Annotated in this window: 15 protein-coding genes and 1 riboswitch; of the genes, 5 read left to right on the top strand and 10 right to left on the bottom strand. The window is 70.9% G+C overall.

Annotated features, from left to right (window positions below; genetic code table 11):
* The first annotated feature begins 53 nt into the window (after positions 1-53).
* Positions 54-797, top strand: a complete 744-nt coding sequence (locus AB0E24_RS23050; RefSeq protein ID WP_359379495.1) for a Mut7-C RNAse domain-containing protein — start codon at positions 54-56, stop codon at positions 795-797.
* Between the two features lie 164 nt (positions 798-961).
* Here AB0E24_RS23050 and AB0E24_RS23045 read toward each other — a convergent pair whose 3' ends face one another.
* The gene (locus AB0E24_RS23045) at positions 962-1,807 is read right to left on the bottom strand and encodes a glutathione S-transferase C-terminal domain-containing protein (protein ID WP_069860476.1); all 846 of its coding nucleotides are present in this window, start codon (positions 1,805-1,807) and stop codon (positions 962-964) included.
* 358 nt (positions 1,808-2,165) lie between these two features.
* Positions 2,166-2,312, bottom strand: a riboswitch (SAM riboswitch).
* Between the two features lie 186 nt (positions 2,313-2,498).
* A complete protein-coding gene (locus AB0E24_RS23040) occupies positions 2,499-3,635 on the bottom strand; it encodes a PP2C family protein-serine/threonine phosphatase (protein ID WP_374345497.1) in 1,137 nt (378 codons plus the stop codon).
* 92 nt (positions 3,636-3,727) lie between these two features.
* On the opposite strand from AB0E24_RS23040, the gene AB0E24_RS23035 reads away from it, so the two are divergent.
* Entirely contained in the window at positions 3,728-4,516 is a 789-nt protein-coding gene (locus AB0E24_RS23035; protein WP_069860478.1) for an Fpg/Nei family DNA glycosylase, read from the top strand.
* Positions 4,517-4,594: 78 nt separating this feature from the next.
* On the opposite strand, the gene AB0E24_RS23030 is transcribed toward AB0E24_RS23035, so the two are convergent.
* Positions 4,595-5,575, bottom strand: a complete 981-nt coding sequence (locus AB0E24_RS23030) for a CU044_5270 family protein (RefSeq protein ID WP_359379490.1) — start codon at positions 5,573-5,575, stop codon at positions 4,595-4,597.
* Entirely contained in the window at positions 5,572-6,168 is a 597-nt protein-coding gene (locus AB0E24_RS23025; protein WP_359149071.1) for an RNA polymerase sigma factor, read from the bottom strand. Before AB0E24_RS23025 ends, AB0E24_RS23030 begins: the two co-directional genes overlap by 4 nt.
* A gap of 105 nt (positions 6,169-6,273) precedes the next feature.
* On the opposite strand from AB0E24_RS23025, the gene ctaD reads away from it, so the two are divergent.
* Both ctaD and AB0E24_RS23015 read left to right on the top strand, forming a co-directional pair.
* Positions 6,274-7,935 (top strand): aa3-type cytochrome oxidase subunit I, encoded by a 1,662-nt coding sequence (gene ctaD / locus AB0E24_RS23020; RefSeq protein WP_359379488.1) that lies wholly within the window; start codon positions 6,274-6,276, stop codon positions 7,933-7,935.
* Positions 7,936-7,937: 2 nt separating this feature from the next.
* Positions 7,938-8,285, top strand: a complete 348-nt coding sequence (locus tag AB0E24_RS23015; RefSeq protein ID WP_069860482.1) for a hypothetical protein — start codon at positions 7,938-7,940, stop codon at positions 8,283-8,285.
* A gap of 124 nt (positions 8,286-8,409) precedes the next feature.
* Here AB0E24_RS23015 and AB0E24_RS23010 read toward each other — a convergent pair whose 3' ends face one another.
* The 6 genes from AB0E24_RS23010 to AB0E24_RS22985 form a co-directional block, all read right to left on the bottom strand.
* Positions 8,410-10,305, bottom strand: coding sequence for a transglycosylase domain-containing protein (locus AB0E24_RS23010; RefSeq protein WP_359379485.1), 1,896 nt, complete (start codon positions 10,303-10,305; stop codon positions 8,410-8,412).
* A 138-nt stretch (positions 10,306-10,443) separates the two neighbouring features.
* Positions 10,444-11,829: a sensor histidine kinase gene (locus AB0E24_RS23005; protein WP_359379481.1), complete on the bottom strand. Its 1,386-nt coding sequence runs from the start codon at positions 11,827-11,829 to the stop codon at positions 10,444-10,446.
* A gap of 2 nt (positions 11,830-11,831) precedes the next feature.
* Positions 11,832-12,605, bottom strand: a complete 774-nt coding sequence (gene cseB / locus AB0E24_RS23000; RefSeq protein WP_359379478.1) for a two-component system response regulator CseB — start codon at positions 12,603-12,605, stop codon at positions 11,832-11,834.
* Positions 12,602-13,369 (bottom strand): hypothetical protein, encoded by a 768-nt coding sequence (locus AB0E24_RS22995; protein WP_187286763.1) that lies wholly within the window; start codon positions 13,367-13,369, stop codon positions 12,602-12,604. The genes cseB and AB0E24_RS22995 overlap by 4 nt, the downstream gene beginning before the upstream one ends.
* A gap of 153 nt (positions 13,370-13,522) precedes the next feature.
* Positions 13,523-14,146, bottom strand: coding sequence for a helix-turn-helix transcriptional regulator (locus AB0E24_RS22990; RefSeq protein ID WP_231981170.1), 624 nt, complete (start codon positions 14,144-14,146; stop codon positions 13,523-13,525).
* 298 nt (positions 14,147-14,444) lie between these two features.
* Positions 14,445-14,918 carry a hypothetical protein gene (locus tag AB0E24_RS22985; RefSeq protein WP_359149084.1) on the bottom strand — a complete coding sequence of 158 codons (474 nt, stop codon included), beginning with the start codon at positions 14,916-14,918 and terminating at the stop codon, positions 14,445-14,447.
* Between AB0E24_RS22985 and AB0E24_RS22980 the strand changes: the two genes are divergently transcribed.
* Positions 14,917-15,150: a hypothetical protein gene (locus AB0E24_RS22980; RefSeq protein ID WP_069860487.1), complete on the top strand. Its 234-nt coding sequence runs from the start codon at positions 14,917-14,919 to the stop codon at positions 15,148-15,150. The two genes, AB0E24_RS22985 and AB0E24_RS22980, sit on opposite strands and share 2 nt — an antisense overlap.
* The last annotated feature ends 9 nt before the right edge of the window (positions 15,151-15,159 follow it).

Genomic DNA, 15,159 nt, shown 5'->3' with positions numbered 1-15,159 from the left:
CCGGACCGGAAACGCCATCGCCCCGAGCCGGGCGCGCCTGGCATGCTGGCGGTGTGAACGGACCCGAGATCCACCTCAGCCTCGCCCCTGAACTGCGGTTCTTCACCGTCCCTGAGCGCCGCCGCCCCTGGACGGCCGTCGTCACCGACGGCGCTTCGACTCTCGGCCATGTCGTCGAGTCGCTCGGGGTCCCGCTCACCGAGGTCGGCAGGCTGCTGGTGGACGGGGACGAGGCCGCTGTCTCGCATGTGCCGAGCGCGGGGGAGACCGTGGAGGTCCACCCGGTCGTCCGCCCGCAGCGAGTGCCGGGCGCGCCGCTGCGCTTCCTGCTCGATGTGCATCTGGGCACGCTCGCGCGCCGGCTGCGGCTGCTGGGCGTGGACGCCGCGTACGAGAGCGAGGACATCGGCGATCCCGAGCTGGCCGCGCGCTCCGCCGCCCAGCGCAGGGTGCTGCTCTCCCGCGACCGCGGGCTGCTGCGCCGCCGTGAGCTGTGGGCCGGGGCGTATGTCTACAGCGACCGCCCCGATGAGCAACTGCGGGACGTCCTCGGCCGGTTCACCCCGAGCCTGGTGCCCTGGACCCGCTGCACCGCCTGCAACGGCCCGCTGGAGGACGCCGACAAGGAGGCGGTCCGGGAGCGGCTCCAGCACGGCACCCGGCGCACTTACGAAGTCTTCGCCCGCTGTACGGCCTGCGGGCGGGTCTACTGGCGCGGCGCCCACCACGCCCGTCTGGAAGCCATCGTGGCCGGGGCGATGGGCGAGTTCGGCGCCGCCAGGGCCGCCCTGACCTGAGCGGAGCCGCAGGTCAGGGCGGTGCCTCGGCGGTGACTGGCGGCGGTGGCCGCTACGGCGACTGGTGGCGATGGCTGCTTACGGCCGCCTTCGACGGTGGCGGTGACCTCCAGGGTCCTCGGCGGTGGCGGTCACCGCCGGCGCGGAAACCCCAGGGCGGAAACTCAGGACACCTCGTCCTGGAGCGCCTCCGGGATCGTGGTGTGGAAGGCCGGATGGGCATGCAGCCGCCGTACATAGGCGCGCAGCCGCCCGTGCCGGGAGACCCGGTGGGCCGCGTCGGCGTCCAGGAGGGGCCGGTACTCGGTGTCGAGCTGGACGAGGGCCACCCACAGGTCCACATCGGCGGCGGTCAGCTCGTCGCCCAGTGCGTACGGCGCGGTCGCCAGCTGTCGGTCGAGCCGGTCCAGGGCGGTCAGCAGCCGCTCGAGCGCCGCGTCCCGGCACTCCGGCTCGTGCGCCGTCCCGGCCTGCCGTGCGGCGTGGGTGATGTCCTCGTCGAGGAGTTCGCGGAGGGCGTCGATGTCCGCGGCGAGGGCCGCCGGGCGCAGCCGGGGAGATCCGGCGCCGCCCGGGTCGCTCAGATGGCCGGCGAGATCGCGCAGGATGTCGGGCGTGTGATTGCTGACGACACGTCCGGTCCAGCCGTCGCACAGCGCGGGCGCGTCCAGCGGTCCGCCGTAGCGGTGCCAGGTGGCCTCGTAGGCCCCGCGCAGCGCGGCGAACGCTTCGGGGGTGTCGTCCGGGAGCCCGAGGAGAGTGGTGGCGACGGTGTTCCGCAGCCCGAGCAGATCGAGGGTGATGGAGACGCGCAGCGAGAGCGGACAGCTCGCGGAGAGATAGAGCCGATAGCGATGCGGCACCGGATAGAAGCCACCGGCGAGGTCGACGCCGATACGGCTGCGGAAGCGGTGCGGCGGTGCGGGCGGGGCGATCCGGGGACGCGGCGAACAGGGGTCGGGGTCGAGCAGAGCGGCGGGACCTGAACTGACGGAAAACGTCTCGGACATGGCTCTCCAAGGCAATGACGGAGCCCCGGCCCCGCCGGTCAGGCGGCGCCGATGGCGCAACGGAAGGGAAGCCCGCGCGGGGCGCCCGCCGGGACGGTGCCGGGACACACCCGGCCCGGCCCCGGCGCGCGAGGCCGCGCTCAGTGCTCGGTGACCGCGTCGATTCAGACGGCTGGACTGGAGGCGCTGCAAATGCGCAGCAGATCGATGTGCAGCCGCCTGGTCAGGAGGTGATCCGCCGGAGCCAGGAGACGGCGGAGCGGGGACAACGGCCGGGGACGCCGACGGGCGCCGTCCCTGTGGCTGTCGGTCCTGGGCATCTCCACCGATCCCATCATCGGGGGCTCGCGAGGCAGCGAGACCGCGCTTGTCCCGTCCACGCCGACGGGACCTGGTCGTCACCCGGGGGCACCCCGTCGCGGAAGAAGGGTTGCCTGTCAGCGAGCCGGGGCCGATGACCCGCCTGAGCGGGGATACCGCACGGTGGGCGCTGACAATCGTGACCGTCCCTGACAGTGTCGTCGCGCTCCGCGAGGGCGTCAACCCATGCCAAGGCGGCCAACGCGGGCCGACGGTACGGCGGATGTACGACGCCGGTGTGGCCGCACCCACTCGGAGAACCGGCTGGGAGAGCCCACTTCGGAGAAGCGGCTCAAAGAACCCACACAAAGAACCCACACAAAGAACCGGCTCAGAGAACCGGCCGCCCCGCGCCGCCGATGACCCGCTCGATGAGGACCATCGCCGCGTCGTCCGACAGCCGCCCCTCCGTATGCCGGACCAGGGCGTGGCGCAGCCCGTCCAGGTACTCGGACGGAGTGGCGCCGTCCAGCGTCTCCATGGTCCGGTGCAGCGGGAAGAACTCGTTGCAGTGGTTGCGGGCCTCGACCACTCCGTCGGTGTGCAGCAACAGCCGGTCACCGGGCAGGAACGGAAAGGTCTCGACGCGGATCGGGGGAGGGGCAAGGAAATCCTCGAGGCCGAGCGGCGGCAGCGGGCGCACCGGGTCCAGGGAGCGCACCTTGCGCCCGCGCATCACCAGGGGCGGCGGATGGCCCCGGTTGATCAGATGGACCAGTGACTCCTCCGACACCTGGGCGAGCAGCACGGTGACGAACTGCTCCTCCAGCTCCTGCGGGTCCTGGAACTGGGAACGGTCCAGCAGCTCGTACTCGCGCCCCAGCGCGGCCGCGCAGCGGTGCATCACCTCGGCGAGATCCTGCTCGTAGTGCACCGCCTCCCGGAAGGCGCCCACCACGGCCGCGGCGGACCGCACCGCGGCCAGCCCCTTTCCCCGCACATCGCCGACGATCAGCCGCACTCCGTAGCGGGTGGACATCGCCTCGTACAGGTCCCCGCCGATCTGCGCTCCGCGCTCGGCCGCCATATAGACACTGGCGGTGTTCACCACGCCCATCCGGGCGGGCAGCGGCCTCAGCACCACGTTCTGGGACACCTCGGCGATCCGGCGGATATGGGCCAGCTCACGGTCCCGGCGCACCCGTACCGCGCTGGTCGCCACGCTCGCGACCGCCACCACCACCAGGGCCAGCAGATTCGCGTACACCACCTCGCTGCCCCACGCGTCGTTGTGGGCGGCGGTGATCCCGCAGATCGCCGCGGCCAGCAGCGCCACACCGGCGCTGCCGAACGGCCCCATGGTCACCGCCGCCAGCGCCGGCGCCGGGGAGAGCAGAGAGCCGGTGTAGAGGGTGTGCGCGGGGGAGAGCTCAATACTGAGCACCGCCGCCAGGACCACGAACGGCAGACACCGTGTGATCGCGAACAACGTCTGGCTGCGACCGCTCGCCCCCGGGGTCGGGCGCATGAATCGCATAATTCGGACTTTAGCCGACGAAAGCCCCCGAAGGGATGATTATCCATAACGCGAGACATCAGCCCCGGGCGTAGCCTGACGCTATGCCCGAGCTACCGGATGTCGAGGGGTTCCGGCGGACGCTCGCCTCCTGTGCCCAGGGCCGCCGCGTCGAGCGGGCGGCGGTGGCCGACGCGGGGGTGTTGCACGGGGTGACCGCCCAGCGGCTGAAGCGCGACCTCAAGGGCCGCCGCTTCGCCGCACCGCGCCGCCACGGCAAGTGGCTGATCGCCCCCACCGACGGGCCCACGGTCCTGCTGCATTTCGGCATGACCGGGCGGCTGGTGTGCGGGCCGGACTCCGAACCGGCCGGCCGGTTCGAGCGCGTCGCCTTCGACCTCGACGACGGCCACCGCCTCGGCTTCGAGGACCAGCGCAAACTCCAGGGCATCTGGCTCGCCGCCACCGACGCCGACATCGACCGGATCATCGGCGATCAGGGCCCGGACGCGCTCTCGCTGAGCCGGGCCGAGCTCGACCGGCTGCTGGCGGGGCGACGCGGACGCGTCAAGGCCACCCTGACCGATCAGGCAGTGATCGCCGGGCTCGGCAATCTGCTCGGCGACGAGATCCTGTGGCGGGCCCGGATCCATCCACAGCGGCCGGTGAACTCGCTGACCGACGCCGAACACGATCGGCTCCACACCGCGATGCGCGATGTGCTGCGCGCCTCGGTGCGGGCGGGCCGGGTGCCGGACGACCCGGACTGGCTCACCGGGCAGCGCGACGACCCGGACCCGCACTGCCCCCGCTGCGGCCATCCGCTGCGCCACGGCCGGATCGCGGGCCGGACCACCCTGTGGTGCCCCCACTGCCAGGGGGAGGAAGCCTGAGGCCGCGCCGGGGCGATCCGTCCCGCCGCGGCACCCGCACCCGCGTCTCCGATGAGCCCCCCGCACTCGCGCGCCCGATCAGTAGATCCACGCCTTGTAGGAGATCACGTCGCCCGCCTTGAGCCGGTACTCCGGATCGTCCCGGGTGATCGTCTCCTCGACGTCCAGCACCGTGCCGTCGGCCGGATCGAGGACGATCAGATACCGGAGCCCGGAAGCGCGCGGGGTGAACCGGAACGCCTGCCCCTCCCGGCCCAGCCGGTCGGTGACCTTGCCCGCCGGGCGCAGCCCCTCGATCCGGGACAGCAGGGTGGCGATGTCGGCCCGCTGGCGCGGGCCCGGAGTCCACACCGTGACGAACGACTCGATGGCCGAGATCAGCTCCGCCGAGTCGCGGTCCGCACCCGGGGACCAGACGGCGAGATAGTCGCGCAGCGCCGCGGCCCCGGCCGGCGGGTCCTCGAAGTAGTCCTGGTTCGCGCTGTTGATCCCGGGTGGATAGCGCTCCTCGCTCAGCACCTCGCCCTCGTGGACGGTGCGCGGCGGGGGACCGTCCTCGATCACCGCGCGCCCCGGATGACGCGGATCGGTGGCCACCTCCAGCGTGAAACCGCTGCCGTCCGCGTTCCACCGGGTCAGCGATTCCCGGGGCAGCGTCACCGGATCCTCGCCCGACTTCATGCTCAGCGCCCAGCTCTGGAGATGGCTGCCCCGCTCGCTCTTCCCCAAGGACTCCTCGGCCGCCGTCCGCGCCCGCCGGTCGATCTCGGCGAGCGATACGTCCGCCCGGGAGGCATGCGCCACCAGCGGCAGTGGTCTGGACGCCGCCACCGCGGAGGAAGGGGTGCCCGAGACGGTCAGCGCGAGGGCGAGGACCGTCCCGGCCGCCGCGGCCTCCAGGCTCCAGATCACGCGTCGCACCGTACGGCGCCCCCGGTCCCGGGACGGCAGCTGCCGCAGCAGCAGCTCGGCGCGCGCGTTCAGCGGCCGGTCCCGCCAGGGGCCGGTGTCGGCGGACACGGGGTTGGCCTCGCGGATCAGATCCAGTTCGTCGGTCATGCGTGTCCATCCTTGTGGGCCCTGTCGGCCCTGTCAGCGCTATGGGCCATGTCGCCCTTGCCGCTCGTGCACCCCACTGAGACCCGGTCGTCCCGGCGCAGGGCCTCTATCTGCTCCCGCAGCCGCCGCCGCGCCCGGTGCAGCCGCATCGCCGCCGCCGACCGGCCGCACCCCAGCACGGTGCTGAGCTCCTCGACGGTCAGCTCCTCCCACGCCGTCAGCCGCAGCACCTCCTGGTCGGCCTCGGTGAGCCGGGACAGCGCCTCCAGCACCCAGGAGCCCGGCCGCTCAGCGTCCGGGCTCGCCACGGTGCGCCCGCCCGCAGTCGCCTCATGGTGGCCCAGCTTGGCCAGCAGCCTGCGGTAACGGCCCTTGCCGCGCACGGTGTTGGCCAGACAGTGCCGGGCCACCCCGTACAGCCACGGCAGCGGTGACTCGGGCACTTCGGCCCGGCGCCGCCAGGCCACCGCGAAGACCTCGGCGACCACTTCCTCGACCTCCCATGCCTGGTCGTCCAGCCGCCGTGCCACAAAACGGCTGACCGCCCAGTAATGCTCGCGATAGGCGGCGTCGAAGGCGTCGTCGGTGCTCATGATCCGAAGGTGTCCGGCACGTCTTGGATCATCACACCCCGGAGCGGAAAACATCGACCGGCCCTCGGAGTGACGATCCGAGGGGGTGCCGGACACCTAGCGGTCATGAGGAACAACACCGTTGTCGCGGCGCCGGCCGCCTTGCCGTCCCGCCGTCCCGGACCGGGGGCCACGGCCGTGGGATGGCTGACCACCACCGATCACAAGACGATCGGCACGCTCTACCTGATCACCTCGTTCGCCTTCTTCTGCATCGGCGGGGTGATGGCGCTCTTGATGCGTGCCGAACTGGCCCGTCCGGGTTCGCAGATCATGTCGAACGAGCAGTTCAACCAGGCGTTCACCATGCATGGCACGATCATGCTGCTGATGTTCGCCACCCCGCTGTTCGCGGGGTTCGCCAACTGGATCATGCCGCTTCAGATCGGTGCGCCCGATGTGGCGTTCCCGCGGCTGAACATGTTCGCGTACTGGCTGTACCTCTTCGGCTCGCTGATCGCGGTGGGCGGGTTCCTGACCCCGCAGGGCGCGGCCGACTTCGGCTGGTTCGCCTACTCGCCGCTGTCGGACGCGGTGCGTTCGCCGGGTGCGGGCGCGGATATGTGGATCATGGGTCTGGCCCTCTCCGGCTTCGGCACGATCCTCGGTGCGGTCAACTTCATCACCACGATCATCTGCATGCGTGCTCCCGGCATGACGATGTTCCGCATGCCGATCTTCACCTGGAATGTGCTGCTGACCGGAGTGCTGGTGCTGCTGGCCTTCCCGGTGCTCGCGGCGGCGCTGTTCGCCCTGGAGGCGGACCGTCAATTCGGGGCGCATGTCTTCGACGCGGCCAATGGCGGTGCGCTGCTCTGGCAACACCTCTTCTGGTTCTTCGGCCATCCGGAGGTCTATATCATCGCCCTGCCCTTCTTCGGCATCATCTCCGAAGTCATTCCGGTCTTCTCCCGGAAGCCGATGTTCGGTTATGTCTCGCTCATCGCGGCGACGATTTCCATCGCGGGTCTTTCGGTCACCGTCTGGGCGCACCACATGTATGTCACCGGCGGAGTGCTGCTGCCGTTCTTCTCGTTCATGACGTTCCTGATCGCGGTGCCGACCGGTATCAAGTTCTTCAACTGGATCGGCACGATGTGGCAGGGGTCACTGAGCTTCGAGACCCCGATGCTCTGGGCGATCGGCTTTCTCATCACCTTTGTCTTCGGCGGTCTGACCGGCGTGATCCTGGCCTCGCCGCCGATGGACTTCCATGTCTCGGACACCTACTTCGTGGTGGCTCACTTCCACTACGTCATCTTCGGCACCGTGGTCTTCGCGATGTTCGCCGGATTCCACTTCTGGTGGCCCAAGTTCACCGGCAAGATGCTGGACGAGCGGCTCGGAAAGATCACCTTCTGGACCCTCTTTCTCGGCTTCCACGGCACGTTCCTGGTACAGCACTGGCTGGGCGCAGAGGGAATGCTCCGCAGAATTCCCGACTATCTCGCCGCCGACGGCTTCACCACGCTGAACACCATCTCCACCATCAGCTCCTTCGTCCTCGGCCTGTCGTTCCTGCCGTTTCTCTACAACGTCTGGAAGACTGCCAAGTACGGCGAGAAGGTCGTCACCGACGACCCCTGGGGATATGGCCGTTCCCTGGAATGGGCGACCTCCTGCCCGCCGCCGCGCCATAACTTCGTCAGCCTGCCGAAGATCCGTTCCGAATCCCCCGCGTTCGATCTGCACCATCCCGATGTCGGCCAGAAGGAGAGTGTGGCGTGAGCATGGCCAGAGCCGCCGAGCCCCCCGGTATCGCCACCGGGATCAACCAGATCGAGGGCTATCTGCTGCTCCAGACCGAGCGGGACGCGGCCCGGGAGCGGGCCCGCCGCCTCACCGGTCGGCTCGACTGGCTGACCTCCGCCCAGCGGGCGGAGGTCGAGCGGCTCTACCTCCAGGACCAACTGGCCGTCACCGAGCGGACGTTGCGCACGGTGGTGCGGCGCTGCGAGGAACTGCGGGCGGAGTACCAGCAGGTGTACCGGACGCTGCGCCGCCGGCTGCTTCTGATCTGCCTCCTCGGGGCAGCGGGCCTCGTCGGCGGCTTCGCCGCCGCGCTCACCGTTCGCTAGGCGGATCGGCGGAAGTCTGCTGCGGTTCAGTGGCGCCCCGAAGGGGCGCGGGGCTGCGATCGATGTGCGGCTCCGCCGCGGGGCGCGACCAGCCACGACGGTGCCGCGGACGATCGACGGCAGGTCAGGGCACTTCCGATCCAGCGGAGCGCTTAGGCACCATCTGGTCCGGGACCGGCAGCGTTCCCGGCCCGGGGCCCCTGTCGAACCAGGTCGCGGGCACACCCCGCAGCGCCTTCTCGGTGTACTCGCTCCAGAGGTCGGCGACCCGCTGAACACCGGCGTTCCTCAAGGGGATCTGCTTCCGCTTCTCGGCGTCCTCGCCGAAGAGGGCGATCGCGGTGACCAGGTCCGGGGTGTAACCGACGAACCAGGCCGCCCTCTTGTCGTCGGAGACCCCGCCCTTGCCCGCGGTGGGCCGTTTGGTGGCGCGTGCGGTGGTCGCCGCGGCGTCGTCGACGAGGTTCTGGGTGATCAGCCGGGCCGCCGTGGGGTGGATCGCCTGGTCGCCCACCGCCTTCGGCGGTCCGGCCGTTTCGTCGCCGCGCCGCGCGGACTTCACGATGCTCGGGGTGACCCGCTTGCCCTGGTGGCCGAACGAGGCGTAGACACCGGCCATCCTGAGCGGGCTCGAGCCCATCAGCCCCAGCCCGACCGACTCCTTGGTGTCGAAACCGCCGCCGTCGGTGTCCATGCCCAGGGCCCCGGCGGTGCGCTTGACCTCGGGCAGCCCACCCGCGGCCCGCTCGTTCCGCATCTTGGCGTCCATGGCCGTGGCGGTGGTGACCGGTTCGAAGACGGCGCCCACCTGGTAGTCGCCCCGGGTCGCGTTGGACAGATAGTGCCGGGTGTAGTCCCGGCCGCCGTAGAGCGCGAGGATCCGACCGTTCTCCGGGTCCACCGAGACCGCACCGCCCTGGGTGGCGGCGGCGTCCGCACGGGCCTGCTTGCCCTTGGCGGCGCCGTCCCGGCCCTGCCGCATCGTCTCCTCCAGGGCCCGCTGTTTGTCCGGATCGACGTTGAGGGTGATGGTCCAGCCGCCCGCGGCGAGTTCCTGTTCGCTCATGCCAGAGGCGATCAGCTCATTGCGGGCCGCGTCCACCAGATAGCCGGCCTGGCCCCCGAGACCGGGGGCGGGCTCGGGCGCTACGGGAGCGGGGAAGCGCATGCCCTTCCGCTGGTCGGGGTCCAGCCACCGCATGTCGACCATGTTGTCCAGCACATAGTTCCAGCGCCGTTTGACCAGGCGCCTGGCCGTGGGGCTCGCGACGGCCCAGTCGTACTGGCTGGGGGCCTGCACCAGCGCCGCCAGGTACGCGCCCTCCTCGACCGTGAGGTCGTCCACGTCCTTGTCGTAGTACGCACGGGCGGCGGCCTGGATGCCGTAGGCGACGCGGCCGAAGTAGCTGGTGTTCAGATACCCCGCGAGGATGTCCTCCTTGGAGTTGCGCTGGTCGACCTTGAGGGAGATCACCAACTCCTTGATCTTCCGGGTGGCGGTCTGCTCCTGGCTCAGGTAGTAGTTCTTGACGTACTGCTGGGTGATGGTCGAGCCACCCTGGGTGCCCTTGCCGGTCGCGGTGTTGACCAGCCCCCGCAGGATGCCCATCGGGTCCACGCCCGAGTCCTTGTAGAAGGACTTGTTCTCGGCCGCCACGAACGCGTGCTGCACACCGGTGGGTACCCGGCCGAGAGTGACCATCTCGCGGTTGATCTCACCGGTCCGGGCGAGGATCGTGCCGTCGCCGTACTTGTAGACGTTGCTCTGCGCCTTCGCCTGGGCGTTGGCCCTGGGGATGTCGATGGAGTAGTAGAGCACGGTGAACGCCCCGATCAGCAGGGCGCACAGGGTGAGCGCATAGGCGACCAGCTTCCGCCAGGTGAAGAACCGCCGGATGCCGGTCCGCTTCCGCCTTCCGTGCCCTCTCGCCCGGCGGCGGCCCGGGGGTCTGGTGTCCCGCGGCGTCTGCTCCGAGTCCGGTGTGAACCGTACGCGTAGTGCCGTCAGGGGACCTGCCATGCCGATTGCTCCTCCGTCGATCCCGGCCGCGAGGTTTCGCGGGGGTCGGCGCCATCCTCCTCAGCGAAGATCTTCGGAACCGCAACGGACGGTGTCGGCCTGGGCTCGGCCGTGCCTCGACTTCCGCTCGATGATGTATCAGCCGTGTATCGGTCCGGGCTCGGGCAGCTCAGGCAGGTCGGAGAGCTCCGGCCGCTCGGGCTCTTCGGGCAGACGCAGCGTGGCGACCGCGCCACCGTCCGGTGCGTTGCCGAACTCCAGTGTGGCGCCGATGACTTGAGCCTGGCCGACCGCGATCGTCAGCCCGAGGCCATGGCCCCGGCCGCGCTCCCGGACCCCGGTGCGGAACCGCTGCGGGCCCTTCTCCAGCAGATCGTCCGGATAGCCGGTGCCGTGGTCGCGCACGGTCACGGTCCGGCCGTCCGCCGCCACCGTCACCTCGACCGGTTCGCGGCCGTGGCGATGGGCGTTGACCACCAGATTGGCGACGATACGGGTGAGCCTGCGGGGGTCCGTCCACACCTTCGGGCCGTCCGCGGAGTGCCACGGCCCGGTGTCGTCCGCGGAGTCCCGCTGTCCGGTCCGGTCCGTGGCATCCCGCTGACCGGTGTCCTCCGCGGAGTCCGGCTGTCCGGTGCCCTCCGCCGTGCCGGTCCGCAGCCGTGCCGACAGCCCGGTGCCGGCGATGGCCTCGTCCAGCACCGGCCCCAGAGGACACGGGGACAGATCGGCCTCCTCCGCGCCCGCGTCCAGCCGGGAGATCTCCAGCAGTTCCTCGACCAGGGTGCTCAGCACCCGTACCCGGTCGCGTACATACCCGGCCGCCTCGCCCGGCGGCAGCAGTTCGGCGGCGGTGACCAGCCCCATCAGCGGCGTGCGCAGCTCATGCGCCACATCGGCGGTGAACCGCTGCTCGTCCAGGAGCCGTTCCTGGAGCGCGGCGGCCATCGAGTCCACGGCCCCGGAGATCTCGGCGATCTCGTCGTGCGGGCGGGCGGCGGGGGAGATCCGGGCGTCCAGGTCCCCGGCCGCGATCCGCCGCGCGGTGGCCGCCGCGAGCCGCAGCCGCCGGCTCATCCGCTCGGCGGTCAGTACGCCGAGTGGCAGCACCACGGCGGTGGTCATCAGCCCGGCCAGGATGATGTTGGTGTCCAGCGCGCTGATGTTGCGCATCGCGGTGCTCATATCGACGCGTACGGACAGGACTTGGCCATCGGCGGGCCGGGCCGCCCACATCGCGGGCCCGTCCGGGCCGGTGGCGAACTCGGTGCCCTGGTGCCCCTTGGCCACCAGCCGCCGCAGCCCCCCGGGGAGCCCGGGTGCGTCCAGCACCGCGCCGGAGCCCTGGACGCCGCCGGTGCGGGCGTAGCCGAGCGCGGCGCGCTCGAGGGTGGTGCGCGCCCCGTCGCGCGCCTGGGACAGTTCGCGGTCGCGTGAGGCATGGTGCACCAGCACCCCCACCGCGGCCGCGGCGGCACAGGTCGCCGCCGCCACCAGGGCGACGATCCGCCATCGCAGCGTCATCGTCAGCGCCGCAGCTTGTATCCGAAGCCGCGGACCGTCTCGATCCGTTCGGCGCCTATCTTCGCGCGCAGCCGCTGCACATGGAGGTCGACCACCCGGGTGTCGCCCTGCCACGCGTGGTCCCAGACCCGGCTGAGCAGCGTACGGCGCTCCAGCACCACACCCGGCGAGCCGGCGAACTCCAGCAGCATCCGCAGTTCGGTGGGGGTCAGGGCGAGCGGCTCGCCCGCGCGGCGCACCTCCATCCCGAGGGTGTCGATGGTCAGTTCGCCGAAGACGAGGGTGTCCGGTCCGGCCGCGCCATCCGGCTCCGGAGCCCCGCCGCGCGCCTCGGCGTGCGGGGCGCGGGCCATGGGGGCGAAGGAGGCGCGGCGCAGCAGCGAGCGGATACGGGCCACCAGGACGGCGCTCTCGCAGGGCTTGACCACATAGTCGTCGGCTCCCGCCTCGAGACCGGAGACGACGTCGAGGGAGTCACCGCGCGCGGACATCATCAGGATCGGCGCCAAACTGAACTCGCGGACCCTGCGGCACAGTCCGATGCCGTCCAGCTCGGGCAGCATCACATCCAGCAGGAGCAGATCGGGCTGTCTCGCACGGAAGATCTCCAGCCCGGTGAGGCCGTCGCCCGCGGTGGACACGGTGAAGCCGTACCGCTCCAAGGACATCCGTACCGTATTGCGGATCACCTCGTCGTCCTCGACGAGCAGCAGATGCGCCTCGGTCGGGGAGCCGGGGCCCGGGGCGGCGCCGGGTGGGGTGAAGCCGGTGGTCATCGCGTCGTCCTCGTCTCCGTACGGTTGGCCGGGTCCGCCGCGCCGCCGTCCGACGGTACGGCCCGCGGTTCGGACGTGACGTCCGGCCGGGGGCCCGCGCCGTCCTCGGGCGTCATGGCGGCCATGACGGTGCCGTTCCAGTGGAAGCGGGTGGTGACCCGGCCGTCCTCGCCGATCGAGCTGATCAGCAGATCGCGGCCGAAGGTTTCGCCGGTGAGCCCCGGCGGGCCCCAGTAGATCAGCACCGGGCGGACCGTGTGGCCGGAGGCCGTGTAGACCTGGAGCAGCGTCCGGTCGAATCGCGGCAGATCGACCGCGACCACCAGTTCGTCCCGCCCGTCGCCGGTGAGATCGCGGTGGACGGCGTCCCGCAGCGCGCAGTTGCCACGACCCGGACAGACGGAGATCTGCTTCTGCACCAGCGCCGGCACATTCGGGTCGTGGAGCAGCAGGTCCTTCGCGGAGAGGGCGGCCAGTCCGCCCGCGGGCAGCCGGACCTTGTCCACGGGCAGATAGCGGGCGAGATCGGGTTTCTCACGGGGCGGGGCCGTGACCGAGGGGGTGTACCCGGGCCAGAGCGGAACCGCGCTGGCCGGTGCCGAAAGCGAGGGCGCCGCGCCGTCGTCCCGCACCCCCGCCTGGGCCGCGCATCCCGTGGCGGTCAGGGCGGCGCATACGGCGAGCACGGCGGGCAGCAGGCCGCGTGGCAGCCGGTGGCGGGGGCGCCGTCGTGCGGGGCGCGACCGGGAGGGGAGTGAACGCATGGCCGTCTCAGCCTACTGAGCGGCGGAGGTGTCCCACGCGGGGCCCGTGAAGTCGCCGGAATGTGAAGTGTCCGCCGGGCGGCGGAAATCCACAGGCCCGGGGCGCTGGCGCCCCGGGCCCGAAGGGAGTGACACGGCGTCACATGATGAACATCACTTGATGAATTCGGGGCGCACCCGGGCCGGCCAGGTGCCCACGGTCAGCATGCCCGCCGCGTAGGCGCGCGAGACCAAGGCGGCCCGGTTGGGTGCCTTCATCTTCCGCAACATCGCTCCTACGTGGTATTCGACGCCCTGTCTGCTGAGATAGAGCTTGGCGGCCATCTGCACGGTGGACGCGCCGGTGGCCACTCCCTCGAGTATTCGGGCCTCCAGCGGAGACAGTAGCTTCTGGCCGGTGGGAGGCGGTTCCTCCGCCGGCCGTTCATCGTCCGGTTTGACCATCACGACGATGGCCGAGAGCCGGTCGGACCGGCCCTGGATGGCCGTGCCGGTCAGCTTGCCCGAGAAGACCCGGCCGCGTGAGTGGTAGCCGAGGACGCGCTCGGTGAAGCGGGTGCGCCGTCCGTCGTGCAGTCGCGAGAAGTGTTCCCGCAGGACGGAGGGGGCGCTGGGGTGCAGCAGATCGAACAGGCTGCGCCCGCACAGCTCGGCCGATGACGCGCCGAAGTGTCGGAAGAAGTCCTCGTCCCCGGCCACCACATGGAGGTCGGGGGCGAGTGTGGCCATTCCGGTGGCCGAGTGCCGTGAGGCGGCGGGCACTGCCTGTCCGGGCACTCGAGGGGCACTCTGAGCGCTGTGGGGGAGGGCCAAGAGGAGTCACCGCTTTCGGTCGATTCGTGACGGAGTGGTCAGTCCGCCTCGGGTGAACCCCCAGGTGACGGAGGGTCGACGACACCGCGGCCAAGCAATGCGCCGGACCCCAGGGGGATTTCAGTGACGGGTGTTAGGCCCGCTTCCTGGTGTATACCAACGCTACAGTGACTGTGGGGTGCCCGTTTCCAACAGAGTTGTGCCCGACTTCTGCCCGCTTTGCGGACGGAATCGACCTGATGGGGAGCCGCTGGTCGGAGCGTTACGTCGCGGCCTTGGCGGATCCACGTGTCTGGGAACGGCCTCCGGAGCGGCCGCTCTTGGCCCGTCCGGCGGTGCGGCCCTCGGTGCCCTTCTCGGGCTGGGCCATCATGCCGCCTTTGCGCAGCACCGCGTAGCCGACCCCGATGCCGATCGCCACCGGCCATTCGATGACCTCCACGGCACCGAGCGCGCCGAGCCCCACGTACAGGGGGAGTCCGCCCTTGGCGGGCAGCACCCGGCGGGCCATCTCGATCGGCTTCATCGCCACTTTCGCGGCCCCGCCGGTCGCGCGGCCGGTGGCCTGGCCCACGGTGTCGAGGGTCTCCTTGGTGGCGTGGCCCACGGTGTCGAGGGTTTCCTTCGTGGCGTGGCCCACGGTGTCGAGCGTCTCCTTGGTGGCGTGGCCCATGGTGTTGAACGTGGGCACGGTGACGGTCAGGCTGCGCCTGCCGTCGGCGGACGATATCTCCATGGGGCCCTTGGCGGCCTTCGCCGTCCGCTGCCGCTGCGTGGTCTTGGACGGCCTGCCGGCCCTCGTCGGCCGCTTCGCCTGTGAGGTCTTCGACGCGGCCGACGGAGCCGCCGCGGTCCGGGACTTCGTCGACGTGCCGCCGCGTGCCGGTGCCGTCTTCTTCGCGGCTGTCGAGGAACTGCGCTTGCGTGAAGTAGCGGGAGTGGTCACTGGTCTCACGTCCACACGGTGATGGCGAATT

The sequence above is a fragment of the Streptomyces malaysiensis subsp. malaysiensis genome, assembly GCF_040653035.1.
Classification (GTDB): Bacteria; Actinomycetota; Actinomycetes; order Streptomycetales; family Streptomycetaceae; genus Streptomyces; species Streptomyces malaysiensis.
The sequence above is the reverse complement of the archived record's forward strand: the minus strand, read 5'-3'. Positions and strand labels throughout refer to the sequence as shown.